This is a genomic window from Nostoc sp. LEGE 06077, from assembly GCF_015207705.1.
Taxonomy (GTDB): Bacteria; Cyanobacteriota; Cyanobacteriia; order Cyanobacteriales; family Nostocaceae; genus Nostoc_B.
On the sequence record NZ_JADEWI010000028.1, the window covers coordinates 65,115 to 81,399 of the forward strand.

Annotated in this window: 17 protein-coding genes; 6 read left to right on the forward strand and 11 right to left on the reverse strand. The window is 40.6% G+C overall.

The annotated features are described in order from the left end of the window. Nucleotides 1-19 precede the first annotated feature (19 nt). From IQ244_RS18170 to acs, 4 genes are all read right to left on the reverse strand, one after another. Nucleotides 20-349 carry a type II toxin-antitoxin system PemK/MazF family toxin gene (locus IQ244_RS18170; RefSeq protein ID WP_193896566.1) on the reverse strand — a complete coding sequence of 110 codons (330 nt, stop codon included), beginning with the start codon at nt 347-349 and terminating at the stop codon, nt 20-22. Nucleotides 350-352: 3 nt separating this feature from the next. Further along, nucleotides 353-574 carry a hypothetical protein gene (locus tag IQ244_RS18175; RefSeq protein WP_193896567.1) on the reverse strand — a complete coding sequence of 74 codons (222 nt, stop codon included), beginning with the start codon at nt 572-574 and terminating at the stop codon, nt 353-355. Between the two features lie 34 nt (nt 575-608). Continuing rightward, complete coding sequence (locus IQ244_RS18180; RefSeq protein ID WP_193896569.1) at nt 609-821, reverse strand: hypothetical protein; 213 nt, start codon at nt 819-821, stop codon at nt 609-611. Nucleotides 822-1,027: 206 nt separating this feature from the next. After that, on the reverse strand, nt 1,028-3,001 hold the full coding sequence (gene acs / locus IQ244_RS18185; protein ID WP_193896571.1) for an acetate--CoA ligase: 1,974 nt from the start codon (nt 2,999-3,001) through the stop codon (nt 1,028-1,030). A gap of 278 nt (nt 3,002-3,279) precedes the next feature. Between acs and IQ244_RS18190 the strand changes: the two genes are divergently transcribed. The 3 genes from IQ244_RS18190 (at nt 3,280) to IQ244_RS18200 (ending at nt 5,495) form a co-directional block, all read left to right on the forward strand. Further along, nucleotides 3,280-3,972 carry a hypothetical protein gene (locus IQ244_RS18190; RefSeq protein ID WP_193896601.1) on the forward strand — a complete coding sequence of 231 codons (693 nt, stop codon included), beginning with the start codon at nt 3,280-3,282 and terminating at the stop codon, nt 3,970-3,972. Between the two features lie 44 nt (nt 3,973-4,016). After that, nucleotides 4,017-4,448 (forward strand): hypothetical protein, encoded by a 432-nt coding sequence (locus IQ244_RS18195; protein ID WP_193896573.1) that lies wholly within the window; start codon nt 4,017-4,019, stop codon nt 4,446-4,448. A 327-nt stretch (nt 4,449-4,775) separates the two neighbouring features. Then, nucleotides 4,776-5,495 (forward strand): TerC family protein, encoded by a 720-nt coding sequence (locus IQ244_RS18200; RefSeq protein WP_015113140.1) that lies wholly within the window; start codon nt 4,776-4,778, stop codon nt 5,493-5,495. Between the two features lie 64 nt (nt 5,496-5,559). Here the strand turns inward: IQ244_RS18200 and ndk are convergent, their stop codons facing one another. Beyond that, nucleotides 5,560-6,009 carry a nucleoside-diphosphate kinase gene (ndk, locus tag IQ244_RS18205; protein ID WP_193896575.1) on the reverse strand — a complete coding sequence of 150 codons (450 nt, stop codon included), beginning with the start codon at nt 6,007-6,009 and terminating at the stop codon, nt 5,560-5,562. A 206-nt stretch (nt 6,010-6,215) separates the two neighbouring features. On the opposite strand from ndk, the gene speA reads away from it, so the two are divergent. After that, on the forward strand, nt 6,216-8,237 hold the full coding sequence (gene speA / locus IQ244_RS18210; RefSeq protein ID WP_193896577.1) for a biosynthetic arginine decarboxylase: 2,022 nt from the start codon (nt 6,216-6,218) through the stop codon (nt 8,235-8,237). A 70-nt stretch (nt 8,238-8,307) separates the two neighbouring features. Here the strand turns inward: speA and IQ244_RS18215 are convergent, their stop codons facing one another. The 3 genes from IQ244_RS18215 to IQ244_RS18225 all read right to left on the reverse strand — a co-directional run bounded on the left by IQ244_RS18215 (nt 8,308) and on the right by IQ244_RS18225 (nt 11,970). Then, nucleotides 8,308-9,474: a sugar phosphate nucleotidyltransferase gene (locus IQ244_RS18215; RefSeq protein WP_193896579.1), complete on the reverse strand. Its 1,167-nt coding sequence runs from the start codon at nt 9,472-9,474 to the stop codon at nt 8,308-8,310. 261 nt (nt 9,475-9,735) lie between these two features. Further along, entirely contained in the window at nt 9,736-10,563 is an 828-nt protein-coding gene (locus IQ244_RS18220; RefSeq protein WP_193896581.1) for a segregation/condensation protein A, read from the reverse strand. Nucleotides 10,564-10,872: 309 nt separating this feature from the next. After that, the gene (locus IQ244_RS18225; protein WP_193896583.1) at nt 10,873-11,970 is read right to left on the reverse strand and encodes an AI-2E family transporter; all 1,098 of its coding nucleotides are present in this window, start codon (nt 11,968-11,970) and stop codon (nt 10,873-10,875) included. 126 nt (nt 11,971-12,096) lie between these two features. Here IQ244_RS18225 and pdxH point away from each other — a divergent pair, with 126 nt between their 5' ends. Then, complete coding sequence (pdxH, locus tag IQ244_RS18230) at nt 12,097-12,741, forward strand: pyridoxamine 5'-phosphate oxidase (RefSeq protein ID WP_193896585.1); 645 nt, start codon at nt 12,097-12,099, stop codon at nt 12,739-12,741. A gap of 26 nt (nt 12,742-12,767) precedes the next feature. On the opposite strand, the gene IQ244_RS18235 is transcribed toward pdxH, so the two are convergent. Both IQ244_RS18235 and IQ244_RS18240 read right to left on the reverse strand, forming a co-directional pair. After that, nucleotides 12,768-13,184: a hypothetical protein gene (locus IQ244_RS18235; RefSeq protein WP_193896587.1), complete on the reverse strand. Its 417-nt coding sequence runs from the start codon at nt 13,182-13,184 to the stop codon at nt 12,768-12,770. 1 nt (nt 13,185) lies between these two features. Continuing rightward, nucleotides 13,186-14,028 (reverse strand): FAD-binding domain-containing protein, encoded by an 843-nt coding sequence (locus IQ244_RS18240; RefSeq protein ID WP_193896589.1) that lies wholly within the window; start codon nt 14,026-14,028, stop codon nt 13,186-13,188. Nucleotides 14,029-14,163: 135 nt separating this feature from the next. On the opposite strand from IQ244_RS18240, the gene bcp reads away from it, so the two are divergent. Next, a complete protein-coding gene (bcp, locus tag IQ244_RS18245; RefSeq protein WP_193896591.1) occupies nt 14,164-14,643 on the forward strand; it encodes a thioredoxin-dependent thiol peroxidase in 480 nt (159 codons plus the stop codon). A 139-nt stretch (nt 14,644-14,782) separates the two neighbouring features. Here the strand turns inward: bcp and IQ244_RS18250 are convergent, their stop codons facing one another. After that, nucleotides 14,783-16,087, reverse strand: coding sequence for a WcbI family polysaccharide biosynthesis putative acetyltransferase (locus IQ244_RS18250; RefSeq protein WP_193896593.1), 1,305 nt, complete (start codon nt 16,085-16,087; stop codon nt 14,783-14,785). Between the last annotated feature and the right edge of the window lie 198 nt (nt 16,088-16,285).

The window sequence follows — 16,285 nt, forward strand, 5'->3', positions numbered from 1 at the left end:
CATTATTCCTCTTCTCTTCTTAAATAGAAGACCATATTTGCTGAATGCGTTGACGTACTGTTTCCCAATCCTGGGGTTGGAAAATTCCTAATTGACGTTCTAATAAACGTTTTTCTACAGTGTTTATCTTATGCAGCCTCACTACCGAAGGACGCATTAAACCTGCTAACTGCCATTCTATAATTTCAATATCAAAAATCGTTTGACTAATTTGACTTGTAATCCGCGCGACAATAACATCATCATCTCCTGTATCTAAAATTACTAATACCGGACGAAGTTTGAATGTTACTGCATCAGAAAAAGGCAATTTGAGCAAAATAACTGAGCCAGATTGATAATTTTGCATTGCTTAAATCGTGTCGTAGATAGCATCATCGTCGCTGTAGCCTTTTAATAATTGCTCGGCTGCAAGACGATGCCAAGCTGCTTCCTCTTGTTCTTCTTCTGTAGGTTCATTAACAAGGATAATTACTTTTACCTGTTGCTGATTTGCTAACTGTTGCAAAATCAAATCTGGTAATTCTATTTTTCCTTCCACAGTAATATTAGCTGGAAATTCGTATGCTTTCATATTTGCCAATTCCTTTAAAAAGCTTTTAGTATATTCAATTTGCCACATTCTTTTTCTTCAAGCACTGGTAATATTTCAATGCTTCTTCTTTAGTCAGATGTTCATCGCTTTCTGATTCTGCCATCAACTTTACCAAGCCGCAGTTTTCTAATATTTCTTCGATTTTTTCAAAGTCAGCAATAGAAATTTGTACAGCAATAGGTTGCTGATTTTCATCCATCACGTAATTTTTGCTTATTTCTAGCATTGTTCTGACATTTGAATTAAGTGATTGGCCTGCTTTACTTCAGCTTTCAGCCATATACGATGATTTTATCTTGGACTAGGAGGGTGCGTTAGAACTAACGTTCATAACGCACCGCAATCTCAGATGGTGCGTTGCGCTACGCGACAACACAACGCCAGTTGCTATAACGGAGGGAACCTCCGCAAAGCACTGGCTCCCCTACTGATTTACGCACCTTCGCGCAATTTATCTAATACGCCACGGTCTTCTAATGTTGAAGTATCACCAGAAACTTCTTGTCCGGCTGCTAGGTTACGCAACAATCGCCGCATAATTTTACCTGATCGCGTTTTGGGTAAAGCATCGGTAAAGCGGATTTCTCCGGGACGGGCGATCGCACCAATCTCTTGGACAACGTGTTTTTTCAGTTCTTTACTCAACTCCTCGCTGGCTTGATGACTACCTTCTAAGGTGACAAACGCCACAACATCCTCGCCTTTGAGTTCATCTGGCTTACCCACTACCGCCGCTTCTGCAACCGCTGGGTGAGAAACCAAAGCTGACTCAATTTCCATTGTCCCTAAACGATGTCCCGAAACATTCAACACATCATCTACCCGTCCCATCACCCAGAAATAACCGTCTTCATCCCGTCGCGCACCATCGCCTGCAAAGTAAGTATACTTGCCATCTTGCGGCGGAATATGTTCCCAATAGGTGCGGCGGAAGCGGTCAGGATCACCGTAAACAGTCCGCATCATTCCCGGCCAAGGATGGCGTATTGCTAAATAACCGCCTTCGTTATCAGGTAAAGAGTTACCCTCTAAATCGACAATATCTGCCAAAATTCCAGGGAAGGGACGCGTCGCCGAACCCGGTTTAGTCGCAATCGCCCCCGGTAGGGGTGTAATCATAATTCCGCCAGTTTCAGTTTGCCACCAAGTATCCACAATCGGGCAACGTTCGCCACCAATTACACGGTGATACCACATCCAAGCTTCGGGGTTAATTGGTTCGCCGACGGTTCCCAACAACCGTAATGAAGACAAGTTGCGCTTGTTGGGATGGTGTTCACCCATTTTAATAAACGCCCGAATTGCCGTTGGTGCAGTGTAGAAAATATTCACGCCATATTTTTCAATTACATCCCAAAAACAGCCGGGATTAGAAGCACGGGGCGCACCTTCATACATCAGCGTGGTTGCACCGTTGGATAAAGGGCCATAAACAATATAACTATGTCCCGTAATCCAACCCACATCCGCAGTACACCAATAAACATCGGTGTCTTGCAAGTCAAAAATCCATTTCGTGGTGATATGGGTGTACAAGTTATAACCGCCAGTGGTATGCACAACACCCTTGGGTTTCCCTGTACTCCCCGAAGTGTAAAGTACAAACAGCATATCTTCGCTGTCCATTGGTTCCGCCGGACAATCAGCCGAGACACCTTTTTGTAAATCGTGCCACCAATGGTCACGTCCGCCCAACTGCATATAAACATCTTGTCCGGTGCGTTTGACTACCAAGACGTTTTCTACAGAAGGGACAGCGCCATCAGCCAAGGCTTTATCAACTTGTTCTTTCAAAGGTACGATCGCATCTTTACGCCAACCACCATCAGCCGTAACAACTAATTTAGCTTGGGCATCAATTAAGCGATCGCGCAATGCTTCGGCACTAAAGCCACCAAACACTACACTATGGGGTGCGCCAATTCTTGCACAAGCTAACATCGCGATCGCCGCTTCCGGGATCATTGGCATATAAATACCCACGCGATCGCCTTTCTGCACTCCCAGTTGCTTCAGCACATTGGCAAACTGGCAAACTTCCCGATGCAATTGGGCGTATGTTAAAGTCCGGGAATCCCCTGGTTCACCTTCCCAAATCAACGCCGCTTTATTTTTGCGCCACGTCGTCAGATGTCTATCTAAACAGTTGTAAGAAATGTTAATCTTACCGCCGACAAACCACTTAGCAAACGGTGGTTGCCAATCTAAAACAGTGTGCCATTTTTCAAACCAATGCAACTCAGTTGCGGCTAAGTCTGCCCAAAATTTTTCCGGGTCAGCCTTGGCTTTGTCGTAAAGTTGTTGGTAATCTTCTAAACTTTTAATCTGGGCGTTCTGCGAAAATCCCGCAGCCGGATGGAATAAACGCTTCTCTTGTAGGATTGATTCTATAGTTGGCTGTGACATAAAACTATGAATGCACTTCTAACACTGAACTATATTGTTAACGGAGATTTGCCAGAAAGTGTTTAGATTTTCATTAAGTTCGTCAGCTAGGGTGGCATTAGCACCAGAGGATTTTGCTAAAGTGAACCTAGTTCTGGGAGCGATCGCTGATATGTCAGCCTACTATTGTGGACTTTGACCCATTCAGGGTATTGACCCGGAGAATATTTAATAGCATGATGAAGTTAAGGGCATTTTTTTAAATAAACTCAGTATTTTTGACCAAAGTAGGGCATCATTTGCAAGCTAAAGAGATTAAGGAGCAGTTACAATCACTGATTGAGCAGTCATCATCGATAGATCCAAATCTAGCGAAAAAATTAGATGAAATTAATCGTTGGGTCAAAGATATTAAATTAGGTTCCCTGACGGCTAAACCATTCGTGCTGGCGTTTCTTTTAGAAGTAATTACAGATTCTACTATTTGGCTATTAATTAAATCCTTACCTTCAGCCGCCGAACAACAAGCCAAATTAGCCGAAATGACACCGAATGAACGGTATTGGTATGGTTATCTTTTCCCGAAGTGGATTAATGCAACTGACTCTAAATTTTATATTTGGAAGCAAAAATTGATGTCCGGTGAATTTAATCAAGTTGATGATGATATTATTAAATCAATAGCTCAAGATATTGTCAGTCGAGAAGGTAGTTTTTGGCAGCGATATATTGCCGACCTCTCTATGGCAACAGACTTAATTGTTAGCAGTCGGAACAATCAACCGCTATGTATTCAAATTACCAGTGTTTCGCAAGAACTAAGTAATCAAAAGTATCATGACTGGAAAAACACACTTAACTTGTGGGAGATAGAAAGAGGCTTGTTTGTTAGTTATAATCCCAAAGATGCTAATTTCATTAATCAGTTAGTCAACGTTGCTTTGTATAACAGTGATTATCTTGCTGACGGCAAATATCTAAAATTTGCTTAATTTTTTGATGTATTTCATCCAATTAACTGCTTATCACAGCTTTTATGCCTAACCAACGTGAAACTGCAAGCTACGAAGGACAATTAGACAAATTTGCCCAAGCATTAGCAACAGCACGGAAAATGCAACAAGATTGGCTAACTTATGGTTTAGATTTTGTGCATATATATGTTGAAGATGTTGATGGAGATTGGCTAGAAACTTGGGGAAATGATGAGATTTTAGGTAATCATTTATTAGATGCAATTAAAGAATTTTTAGTTAGTAATGATATATTAGCTGTCCAGGTAAGACAGCAATTAAAGCAAAAATCACTGTTTGATTTTGCAGTTAACTTAGCAGAATGTGAAAGAATTATTGCAGCGAGTGACAGATTATCTGCGGTCAAAAACTTGTTAGCTGACGATGATGCAGATCATGTAAAAGTTGAGAATTTAGCCAATCAGCTTTTAGACAAATTCTTTCAGTGGCTGTAGTGAAATAGGACTTACGTAAAAAACGGAAAATTAAGGTTTTAGAGCAGGGTGTAGGGGTATAGGTATTCACAAACCTTACACTCCTACACCCAATCCTCACAGACAATTTCGGTGCTTAAGTCCTGTGAAAGTCTAAAAAAGCCAGAAAATTGCCGAAATTTGTGTATAATGAAATACATTTACCCAGAATCGTCCCAAGATTCAGTGGCGATCGCTAACATTATGCAGCCTCTACAAGTTAAGCTGGATAAGAGTAGCGATTAATTGCGCTTTTTTATAGAAGAAACATTCTATATAGTTTTTATTTTTCTGCTTGAGAAACCCGGAATGCTAGACAGCATATTTGATTATCTCCATTTTCATGTCAGCGTAGAAGCCCCGATAGTTCTGCTAATTCTGGTGTTTTTAGAAGCAGTTCTATCCGCTGATAATGCGATCGCCCTCGCCGCGATCGCCCAAGGATTAGAAGACAAAGAACTCGAAGGTAAAGCCCTAAACTTTGGTTTAGTTATTGCCTATGTGTTGCGAATTTCCTTAATTTTGACCGCCACCTGGGTACAAAATTTTTGGCAATTTGAACTTTTAGGTGCTGCTTACTTGTTATGGCTGGTGTTCCAACACTTTACCTCAGAAGAAACATCAGACTCTCACCATCACGGGCCGAGGTTTAAAACTGTTTTACAAGCCATACCCGTAATTGCCTTTACAGACTTGGCATTTTCTTTAGATAGCGTCACAACAGCGATCGCCGTTTCCCAAGAAAGATGGTTAGTACTAACTGGTGCAACTATCGGGATTATCACACTGCGATTCATGGCTGGCTTGTTTATTCGCTGGTTAGATGAATATGCCAATCTAGAAGACGCAGGTTATGTGACTGTAGCCTTTGTGGGTTTGCGTTTGCTCTTAAAAGTCATCAACGATGATTTAGTCCCACCAGAATGGTTAATGATTAGTGCGATCGCCATAATTTTAGCTTGGGGCTTTTCTAAGAAAACTGTTCCTTCATTACCCCAAGCAGAACCAGAAAAAACAGAAGTAAAGTAAAAAGTTAAAAGTAAAAGGCAAAAGTAAAAACTTTTACCTTTTACTTTTTTACTTTTGCCTTCTTCTATTCGTGCAACCAAGGGAATATATGTGGTTGCCAATTAACTAGTTCTTCATCTTTAAACCACAGAGCAACTTCTCGTTGAGCAGTTTCGGGAGCATCAGAACCATGAATTAAATTGCGTCCGATATTGATCCCAAAATCGCCGCGAATTGTACCTGGCTCTGATGTTAATGGATTAGTTGCCCCAATAATTTTTCTTGCAGAAGCAATTACACCATCACCTTCCCAAACCATCGCTACAACCGGGCCGGAAGTGATAAATTCAACTAGGCTACCAAAAAAGGGTCTTTCCCGGTGAACATCATAATGTTGTTCAGCCAATTCTCGACTCACTTGGAGAAACTTCAATCCCACCAGGGTAAAACCCTTAGTTTCAAACCGACGGATAATTTCGCCAACTAGTTTACGTTGTACGCCATCAGGCTTAATAGCTAAAAATGTGCGTTCCAAAGCTGTCTCCCAAAACTTAATAAAATTTTTATTTAGTCAAGAGGCAATATTCCAAAGTCAATAAGTTTTTGACCATTGACTCTTAACGCTTGACTCTTGACTAACGACCAATCAGAGTTTATCTCAGAAATCATCATTGGGTGCATATCCATTAGCAGGTGAATGAGTTAAATTGTTTATTCGTGGGTGAAACACAGAGGTCAGAAATGGGTGTTGAGTCAACTGCTACATCTGATGAGGTGGTACAACTACCGTCTAATGGGCATAAATCTGAAGTGAAAAATCACAAACAAAAAAAGTTATTACCACCAAGCACTACCGCAAGCGATTTACCTCGCACCTGGAAAATCGAGGATAGCGAGGAATTATACCGCATTGAAGGATGGGGGCAACCTTATTTTTCGATTAACGCAGCTGGTCATATTACTGTTTCTCCCAAAGGCGATCGCGGGGGTTCTTTAGACTTGTTTGAGTTGGTCAATGCCTTAAAACAACGGAATTTAGGGCTACCCATGCTAATTCGCTTTTCCGACATTTTGGAAGACCGAATTGAGCGATTAAACGCTTGTTTTGCCAAAGCGATCGCCCGCTATAACTACCCTGGTGTTTACCGTGGTGTATTTCCTGTTAAATGCAACCAGCAACGGCATTTAATTGAAGATCTAGTCCGGTTTGGTAAACCCCATCAATTTGGTTTAGAAGCTGGTTCCAAGCCAGAATTAATGATTGCCCTGGCTTTATTGGATACCCCCGGAGCATTGTTAATTTGCAACGGCTACAAAGACCAGGAATACATCGAAACGGCAATGTTAGCCCAAAGACTAGGGCAAACCCCAATTATCGTTTTAGAGCAGATTGAAGAAGTTGATTTAGTAATTGCTGCTAATCGCCAGTTGGGGATTAAACCAATTCTCGGAGTCCGCGCCAAACTCAGCACCCAAGGAATGGGACGCTGGGGAACTTCCAGCGGCGATCGCGCCAAGTTTGGTTTGACAATGCCAGAAATTATCGAAGCTGTAGACAAACTGCGCGAAGCCGAATTAATGGATTCTTTGCAGTTATTACATTTCCATATCGGTTCGCAAATTTCTGCAATCAATGTGATTAAAGATGCCATCCAAGAAGCCAGCCGGATTTATGTAGAGTTGGCGATGTTGGGAGCAGACATGAAATATCTCGATGTTGGCGGTGGCTTGGGTGTAGACTACGACGGTTCCCAAACCAACTTCTACGCCTCCAAAAATTACAATATGCAAAACTATGCCAACGATATCGTAGCAGAGTTAAAAGATACCTGTACAGAAAGGCAAATTCCCGTACCTACACTGATCAGTGAAAGTGGCAGAGCGATCGCCTCCCACCAATCGGTACTGATTTTTGATGTTCTCAGTACCAGCGATGTCCCCCTTAATTCTCCCGAACCCCCACAAGAAGGAGAATCGCCAATCATCAATTACCTGTGGGAAACTTACCAATCAATCAATAAAGAAAATTACCAAGAGTTTTTCCACGACGCGACGCAATTTAAAGAAGAAGCCATCAGCCGCTTTAACTTAGGCATTTTGCGCCTACGCGAACGCGCTAAAGCCGAACGCCTCTACTGGGCTTGTTGTAAAAAAATTCTCGACATTACCAGACAGCAAGATTACGTACCCGACGAACTGGAAGACCTAGAAAAAATCATGGCTTCCATCTACTACATCAATTTGTCGGTGTTTCAATCAGCACCAGATTGTTGGGCGATCGACCAATTATTTCCCATTATGCCCATCCATCGCCTTGATGAAGAACCAACACAGCGAGGAATTTTGGCAGACCTCACCTGCGACAGTGATGGTAAAATAGACCGTTTTATTGACCTACGTGATGTCAAATCAGTTCTAGAACTGCACAACTACCAACCAGGCCAACCGTATTACTTGGGGATGTTCCTCAATGGCGCTTATCAAGAAATCATGGGCAACCTGCACAACTTGTTTGGTGACACCAACGCGGTTCACATTCAACTCACACCCAAAGGCTACCAAATTCAACACGTCGTCAAAGGCGACACCATGAGTGAAGTAGTCAGCTACGTGCAGTATGACTCAGAAGATATGGTGGAACACATCCGCCAGCGCTGCGAGAAAGCCTTAGAAGAAAAACGCATTACCCTCGCAGAATCTCAACGGCTCATGCAAACTTACGAACAAAGTCTCAGACGATACACGTATTTGAATAGTCAATAGCCCAAAGTCAATAGTCTAAAGTCAATGGTTTTTCACCAATGACCATTGACAAATGACTATTGACTCTTAACTAACTCGCGTTTGTCCCTAGCAACTCTTCAATTGCTTGCCGTTCTAGAGGAGTATGGACTGGTGGTGCTTGACGAGCATCGGTAATCAGCCAGTCTAAAGCAGCAGCCTGTACATCAATTGCTGCGCCAGTCTTATCCACACAATAACGACCAAACACCAACTTATCAACTAGGCGCACTCCCGGCCCCAAGCGCGACCATTCAAAAATTACACTGTTATCTACTGTTGCACCACTACATATCCAGCAATTTGGGCCAATCATGGCTGGGCCAACGATTTTTGCCCCGTCTTCAATTCTGGTCATACCGCCGATGTAAACAGGGCCAGTAATATCCACCTTGTCCCAATTCACAGCCACATTTAAGCCAGTGTAGATACCAGGGGCGACTTCATGCCCAGGAATTTGCACATTTTTGATTTCACCCAGCAAGACACCGCGAATTGCCCGCCAGTAGTCTGGAACTTTACCGATATCTACCCATTCAAAATCCATTGGAATGGCGTAGAAAGGCGCACCAATTTCGACGAGTTTTGGGAATAATTGACTACCAATGTCATATTCCACACCAGAGGGGATGTACTTAAATACCTCCGGCTCAAAAATGTAAATCCCTGTGTTGATGTTGGTGCTGAGGGCTTCTTCTGTTGAAGGTTTTTCTTGGAAAGCTTTAATACGACCATCTTCATCGGTGACAACAACACCGTAACTAGAAACTTCTTCTAGGGGAACAGATTTAGAAATAATCGTCGCAATTGCCCCTTTGGATTTATGCCACTTCACGGCAGATGTTAAATCTAAGTCAATTAAAGCATCACCACACAATACAACAAAAGTATCATCAAAAAACGGTGAAAAATCTTGAATGCGTCGCATTCCTCCCGCAGAACCAATTGCTTCCCCGACTAATTTACCATCATCAATTTTGCCTTCAAAAGAATAGGCAATTTGGACACCGAACCGCTGACCGTCGCGGAAATAGTTTTCAATTTCTTCAGCCAAATGGCTAACATTGACCATAATCTGGTCAAAACCATGTTGACGCAAAAGTTCCAGTAAAAATTCCATCACTGGCTTTTGCAGGATGGGAATCATTGGTTTGGGAGTCGTGTAGGTAATTGGACGAACGCGAGTACCCTTACCCGCCGCGAGAATCATCGCTTTCATAAAATTTATTCCTCAACCACAAGCCAGTTTACTTTCAACGAGTGATACTTAATCATCAGTTTTGATTTCTGGTCTAAGTAACTCCTAGAAACAGGGATAACAGTAATTTGCTGGTTATCGCAACCATAGCGAGAGATAGACTACAAGCGTAGACATAGCCCAACCTAAACATCGCTCATATTTTAAATTTGCTAAAACTTAAAAAATAAGCCTTGGTGTGTTTGGGTAAATTACATAATATTTTTAGTATGAACTAGTAATTTAGTTTATTGGTTGTTCTACTGATTGTGGGATGTTAGCTGCATCTGTAATTAGGCGAATTTGAATCTCTTGGTAAAATTCCTCTTGAAATAGCTCAACTTTAGATTGAGCAGACAAAAGCAGTAAAGCCCAAAAAACGCCAACTAGGTGACTATGTTCGGATTGGTGGCTAGAACCATTTTCGTGAGGTTTCTTCGTTTGAGACCACAATTGTACAAGCTGTTCGAGGCTAACATAATTTTGTTCTTGCATTAATTTTTGAGCAGCAAAACGCAGTACCTCCTCCAGTTCCCCGGCTACCTCTGTCAGATTCTCTTGGTGAGCCAATTCTAGCGCCTGTCGCATAGTTCGGACACTGGGCTGGCGCTTCACACGAATAGGTTTATCAACTTTCTGGACAAGCTTTAGCTGATTTGCCATCAGCTGCAATTGCTCAATTAATTCTTGCAGGGTGACACGGCGCTTAGGCGGTGGCATTGCCGATGAACGGCGGCGTAGGTGCAACTCTAATGGCAAACGACGCTGATGTAAGAGGCCGTTTTCCATATCAGTCAGGCCATCATCTTCCAGAATTTCTTGGACATCTTCGGCAGTTGACCACTGCATTAAGGTGTTTGCTTTGAATAACACCAGCATTGATGCAGATAAAAAAGCTTGTCCAGACTGCGATAAATCGGCTTCATAGCCTTTTGTTGTTGCCTCCGGTGCCATAAATTCTAAATAACGGTCAATCACCTCTATTACCTTGACATCCCAAGGGTCTATTTCCCCTCGTTCAGCTTGGTCAATCAGGAGTGTTATGTTCTCTAATAGCTCGGAAGCATCCATTCTGATTTCCGAATTATGGAAGTTGTCATTTGAGGTCGGTGAAACAAATCCCAGCAAAGTAGTCTAGTGAATTTAATTATTTATGGACAAACTAATATATCATTAGGTTTTTATACTGCTGTTTCAGCAAAATAACTTAATAGTGCTGAGTAAACACAGGACTTACGCAAAAATTCCCAAAAAGCTTAATTTATCGTAGACGCGAAGCGGCTTCCCGCAGGGTACAGCCAAGTCGCCGAGAACGCCAAGAAATCGTAGAGTCTGCGTAAGTCCTAAAACATTCTTCCCCTACTTCCCACTCCCTCCTTCCTAATTTCTCTGGTCTTTTGGTGGGTTATGGGGAATAGTAACAGTTGATACAAAATTACCTCCTTTGTTACTCTTGATGGCATCAAAGGTGCCTTTAATAGTACCGGCGATGGGAACAGCCACAAGTGTACCCAACAATCCGGCAATTTCAAATCCCATCAAAATAGAGACAAAAATCCAAATTGGATTGAGGCCAATAAAGTCACCTAGTAATTTGGGGGCTAGGAGATTATCTTTTATTTGTTGCATAAAAATAGCTACTAAAGCAACTTGCACTGCTAACCAGCCATTTTGCAGCATGACTAAAAGTGTGACTAAACTAATGCCAAGTGTCGCGCCAATAAAGGGAATTAGTTCTGATAAGCCGATGAGTATGGCAAATAATAGGGCAAAAGGAACTTTCATACCAATAAAAATCGGAGTGAGAGTCAATATCATGAATAAGCCAAGTAATAATTGGCTTAAGAAGAATCTTTGAAAATTTAGCTGTAAAGATATTGTTAGAGGTATGCCAATATGAGATGGCAAAAGGTTAATCAAACCATACCAGACGCGATCGCCATACAACAGCATATAAAATGCCATAACAACCACTAATACAAGATTTAATAATCCTGACACCAAAGTTCCGGCAACACCCACCGCACTAGAAGCCAACTGTTGCACTAAACTTTGAATACTAGTAGCAATTTGATTACTCAGTACACGAAGTAAATCTAAAGGTAAATGTCGCCGTTTGGCAAATTCCTCAAGCTTTTCGAGGTTTGATTGACTAGCAGTTAACCAGTCAGGAATTTTATTCAACAGTTGAATTGTTTGGTCAATGAGGATCGGGACTAAGGTAACGCCTAAAATCGCCACCAAAGTTAATGTCACCAGCAACACTATGATGACTGCCTGTGTCCGCGTGATGCGAGCGCGCTCAAAAAACTTCACTGGGTAATTTAGTAAAAAAGCTAAAATCGCCGCAACGCTCACAATGGTTATGGGATGCTTAAAATAACTAAAAAGTACCGATAGCAGCCCAACATTGAGAGCGATAATCGGGCCGCTCAAACCGTAAAATAACAGAGTTTGTAGAGAGGCTGAACGGCGCATTGGATTTAACGATCTAGATAGTTAGGGAATAAATTTAGGAAACTGGCATTGATACGAGCCATGATTTATAGATATTTTTAACAAAGCCCTGTATAAGTGTATCTGTTATAGAGGAAATACATGACGATGAACACCACCATAGCTGACCTCCGCAAAGACTACACATTACAAGACTTAACTGAAACTGAAGTTGACCCCAATCCATTTATACAATTTAAAAAATGGTTTGAGCAGGCATTAGCGGCGCAATTACCCGAACCCAATGCGATGACTTTAGCGACTGCAACACCAGATGCTAAACCTGCGGCGAGAATGGTTCTACTGAAAGACTTTGATGAACGAGGCTTTGTCTTTTTTACCAATTACAACAGTCAAAAAGGTCAAGAACTCGCAGAAAATCCCCAAGCGGCTTTGGTGTTTTGGTGGGCAGAATTAGAACGCCAAGTGCGAATTTGTGGTCATGTAGAAAAGGTTTCGGAAACTGAGTCAGATGGGTATTTTGAGAGTCGTCCGTCTCAGAGTCGCCTTGGTGCGTGGGTGTCTCAGCAAAGTGAAGTTATCGAAAGCCGAGAACTTTTAGAACAAAGAATGCAGGTGTTTCAGAGTAAATATGAAAATCAGGAGATTCCCCGTCCTCCTCATTGGGGGGGGTTAAGAGTTATACCTTCCGAAATTGAGTTTTGGCAGGGTCGTCCTAGCCGATTGCACGATCGCCTGCTTTATACTCGGTTAGATGATGGTAATTGGAAAATTGAGCGCTTATCACCTTAGAGGTTAGAGGCCAGCGGTGGCAAACTTTATTCAAAAACGTACTTTTCTGCAACTTTCCAATAGCGGGAAAAGCGTTTTAAATCAATATAGCCGTCATATTCAAAAAATGGTTCGACTGCTAATATTTCTAACTTCAAAGAACGTTTTATTTCATCGCAGATATCATCAAATCTGGGGCTGGGGCTTGCGGCTGTCACCACTAAATTGGCATTATGCTCTTGAGCAAAGGTTAAAATTTCTTGGGCAACATTACCGCGACGAATTTCTACTGGTAACTCTAGCAAGCATTCATAAATAAAGGCGATGCGTTTCAGGCTTAGTTGCCATTCCGCAATTAAAGCATCATCCCAAACCCAAATTGCTGGGGCATCGGGATATTCTTGAAATGCCGGGTTGGATGGACTGAGACAGTCGCCGTGTATCCAAATAATGGGTTTATTCATTTCATTTTTTCCCTTTCTTACCATGTTGCCAACTTTGACTATTTGGTTTTTTGGTAAATTCCCCTTGAGGAAACAACCGTTGTTCTAATTCTTCATAACTACCTTCAAAGTCACAATGTCCATATAGAGGACATTTTTGGCAATAGATGCTGTTAGTGTAGCGTTCTAAATTCTCACGGTTGAAAAAATATGGTTTATGGCTAAAAGTGCTGGCTACCCATTGCCAAGACATATTATTACTGGCAGGATCACCATCTAAAAGATGTGCTAAAAACCACTTAGCGCCAGCTTGCCAACGGATACGCCTCCAATGCACGATGTAAGCGGCTAACCACATCCGGCTGTGGTTGTGTAAGTAGCCAGTTTCGTGCAATTCTTGGCTGAAGCTGTCGACGCAAACTCTACGGGTGCTACCTTCGTTAATATCTGCGGGTAATTCGGGGGCATATTCTGAGGCTGTGTAACCAGTTTTATATTCTTCTTGGTCTTGCCAGATGCCATTACCTAGTTTGGCATACAATCTCTGCCAATAATCCCGCCAGCCTAATTCGTTAATTAGTTTAGTGGCATCCTCTGGCTGTTTTACATTATCCAGTACATAATTGCGGATTTCTGCTAGGCTCAAAACTCCATAGCGAATGTAAGGTGAAAGTTGTGTAACTGCACCTGTTAAGAAGTTCCGGGTTTTACTGTAGGTAGCTGGGTCGATTTTTTGTAATGCTTTTTCGGCAGCTTTGCGTCCGCCAATAGTATTGCTGATGTGGTCGTCACGTTCTGCGGCTTGCGGAAACTGTTCGCGCAGATAAGCTATCAATTCATCGCGGCTAGTAAATTCACGTAGCATTGAATAGTGATTCTGATAGTTGGGTTGTTGAACTTATATTTTGTCTTATTCTCAATAACTGTAGGGTGGGTATATAGAGAAAATTCGTCTCTTCCGGTAAAATTTTGAGGCGATCGCTATTTTTATAAGTACCTCATGAGCAATATCCCCCAAGTTGGACAGCCTGCACCTACTTTTTCCACACCTGACCAAAATGACAATTTACTTAGCCTCGATGATTTTAGTGGCCAATGGATTGTCCTTTATTTCTATCCCAAAGATGACACCCCTGGCTGCACCACAGAAGCTCAAGATTTCACCGCACTAAATTCTGAATTTAGCCAATTAGGAGCCAAGATTTTAGGTGTAAGTACCGATTCTGGTAAGTCTCATTGTAAGTTTATTACCAAACATAACTTATCAATTACTCTGTTGAGTGACCCAGAACATCAACTAGCAGATTCCTATGGTGCTTGGCGATTAAAAAAGTTTATGGGCAAAGAATATATGGGAATCGTTCGGTCAACTTTTCTGATTTCACCAGATAAAATTATTGCTTACGCTTGGCCCAATGTAAAAGCTAAAGGTCATGCCCAAGCTGTACTTCAAAAGTTATCAGAATTAGCAAACAATTAAATATATAGGAATCCGAATTGATTATTGAAATTAATTGTGTAGGTAGGTAACAGGGAACAATAAAAGAAGTAACCGAGGTGTGCTGAGTTTTTTTCTCCAAATCAAATATGACTGAAAAATAAAAGCGATCGCATTAACCCTAATAAAAATTTTCAGCAATTCCTAGTTCATTGTATACAGCAATAAATTCTTCATCTTTAATTTCGTTATATTTATCCATACTGAGATTAATGAATTCTTCAATAGTTAAACCATATTTATATAAACCTTTAAACTGAAAAATTTTGGGAGTGCTATATTGTAAGCCAAAATATCGATATATTTCATTGTAGATAGGCCAAATAGGCCCATTCATCCAATCAGTGAGAATAAATTCTGAACTAGGTAAAGAATAGTTATTATCACTTAGTTCTAAATAATTGAAGATTCGTCTAGAAACTTCAGTTATTAATAGCGTTGTAGGATGATTAATACTCAACAATAGCGGTAAAAAAATTAAATTATTGCTAATAAAATCAAATATTTTGACATTCCATCTCTTGTCTCTATTCATTAACTCTAAAAAAGAACTCATGAATATTTTATCCTTTTTTAGTGAACTAATACACATCTTAATATTTTTGCATAGATGATGATTATATTCTGTCGTTATTTTATTGTAATGGAGCTTGAGAGCAATCATTGAGTGATAATCCATAAAGGGCGATGAATAATTTTTGAAATAAACTAAATCAGGATGAAGGCCTCGAAAAGAAATATTGGGCAAAATGATAACTTTTTCTGGGACTAGTCTACAAAGATTAGCTGTTATTAGCTTGCCAAATTGTTTTTCATCAAAAAGTTCTTGAGTAAGGATAAATTTATATCTTTGAGCCAGACTTTCTACTAAAAAATCATCTGTAAATGATTGACTTAATTCCTGTAGTACAGATAAAACAAAAAAATTAAACTTAGCCTGAAAGACACTTAGAATTTTGAATAATTCTTCTGCTTGGCAATTACCTATTATCAATATATTGTCCTTATTATAATTTTGGTGTTTGGATTCAAATTTTAAGGATTTTGCTGTTTTTTCTAAAAATTCTTGTGAGTAAAAAAAAACGGATATTTTTTCCTTAATAGTTGTCTTAGAACGAGACTGAATAACAAATTGATTCTCTGGGTTTCGACTTAGAAATATATTGTACAAAAAGGTACTAAAAAAATCGCAGGCAATTTCTGAGTCTTCTTCAATTAAACTGGTTGATTCAATATAATCCTGAACATTTTTGATAAAAGTTGATAAGTATTGATGATTGGCAAACACTTCCTCTGAAATGTGGCGGATACCTTGAAAACTATAAATCTGCAAATCATCAAGTCCTTTTTGGATATTAATATCCTCAATATTTTTGAGAAAAACAGATAGATATTTGGTTATTTTTAAATTTTTTTCAGAAAACATATTACAGCGAAATTTTAATTAAACAATCTAATCTAGATTAAATAGCTATCTTATCATGTTTATAAAAAACGCCTTAATTAATTTAGTCTTAAATTATATAATAATTTAAGAATTAGTAAGAATAAATATAGCAATTCTCAGGCAGATGAAATACACCCCACCCGCGCTGTCGCGCACCCTCCCCTTGGCAAGGGGAGG

Bases quoted from the DNA above. Each gene is read 5' to 3' on its own strand.
- IQ244_RS18215 (WP_193896579.1), bottom strand. From the start codon at position 9,474: ATGAAAGCGATGATTCTCGCGGCGGGTAAGGGTACTCGCGTTCGTCCA.
- acs (WP_193896571.1), bottom strand. From the start codon at position 3,001: ATGTCACAGCCAACTATAGAATCAATCCTACAAGAGAAGCGTTTATTC.
- IQ244_RS18175 (WP_193896567.1), bottom strand. From the start codon at position 574: ATGAAAGCATACGAATTTCCAGCTAATATTACTGTGGAAGGAAAAATA.
- IQ244_RS18235 (WP_193896587.1), bottom strand. From the start codon at position 13,184: ATGAATAAACCCATTATTTGGATACACGGCGACTGTCTCAGTCCATCC.
- IQ244_RS18170 (WP_193896566.1), bottom strand. From the start codon at position 349: ATGCAAAATTATCAATCTGGCTCAGTTATTTTGCTCAAATTGCCTTTT.
- IQ244_RS18200 (WP_015113140.1), top strand. From the start codon at position 4,776: ATGCTAGACAGCATATTTGATTATCTCCATTTTCATGTCAGCGTAGAA.
- IQ244_RS18195 (WP_193896573.1), top strand. From the start codon at position 4,017: ATGCCTAACCAACGTGAAACTGCAAGCTACGAAGGACAATTAGACAAA.
- bcp (WP_193896591.1), top strand. From the start codon at position 14,164: ATGAGCAATATCCCCCAAGTTGGACAGCCTGCACCTACTTTTTCCACA.
- speA (WP_193896577.1), top strand. From the start codon at position 6,216: ATGGGTGTTGAGTCAACTGCTACATCTGATGAGGTGGTACAACTACCG.
- IQ244_RS18240 (WP_193896589.1), bottom strand. From the start codon at position 14,028: ATGCTACGTGAATTTACTAGCCGCGATGAATTGATAGCTTATCTGCGC.
- IQ244_RS18250 (WP_193896593.1), bottom strand. From the start codon at position 16,087: ATGTTTTCTGAAAAAAATTTAAAAATAACCAAATATCTATCTGTTTTT.
- pdxH (WP_193896585.1), top strand. From the start codon at position 12,097: ATGAACACCACCATAGCTGACCTCCGCAAAGACTACACATTACAAGAC.
- IQ244_RS18225 (WP_193896583.1), bottom strand. From the start codon at position 11,970: ATGCGCCGTTCAGCCTCTCTACAAACTCTGTTATTTTACGGTTTGAGC.
- IQ244_RS18220 (WP_193896581.1), bottom strand. From the start codon at position 10,563: ATGGATGCTTCCGAGCTATTAGAGAACATAACACTCCTGATTGACCAA.
- IQ244_RS18180 (WP_193896569.1), bottom strand. From the start codon at position 821: ATGCTAGAAATAAGCAAAAATTACGTGATGGATGAAAATCAGCAACCT.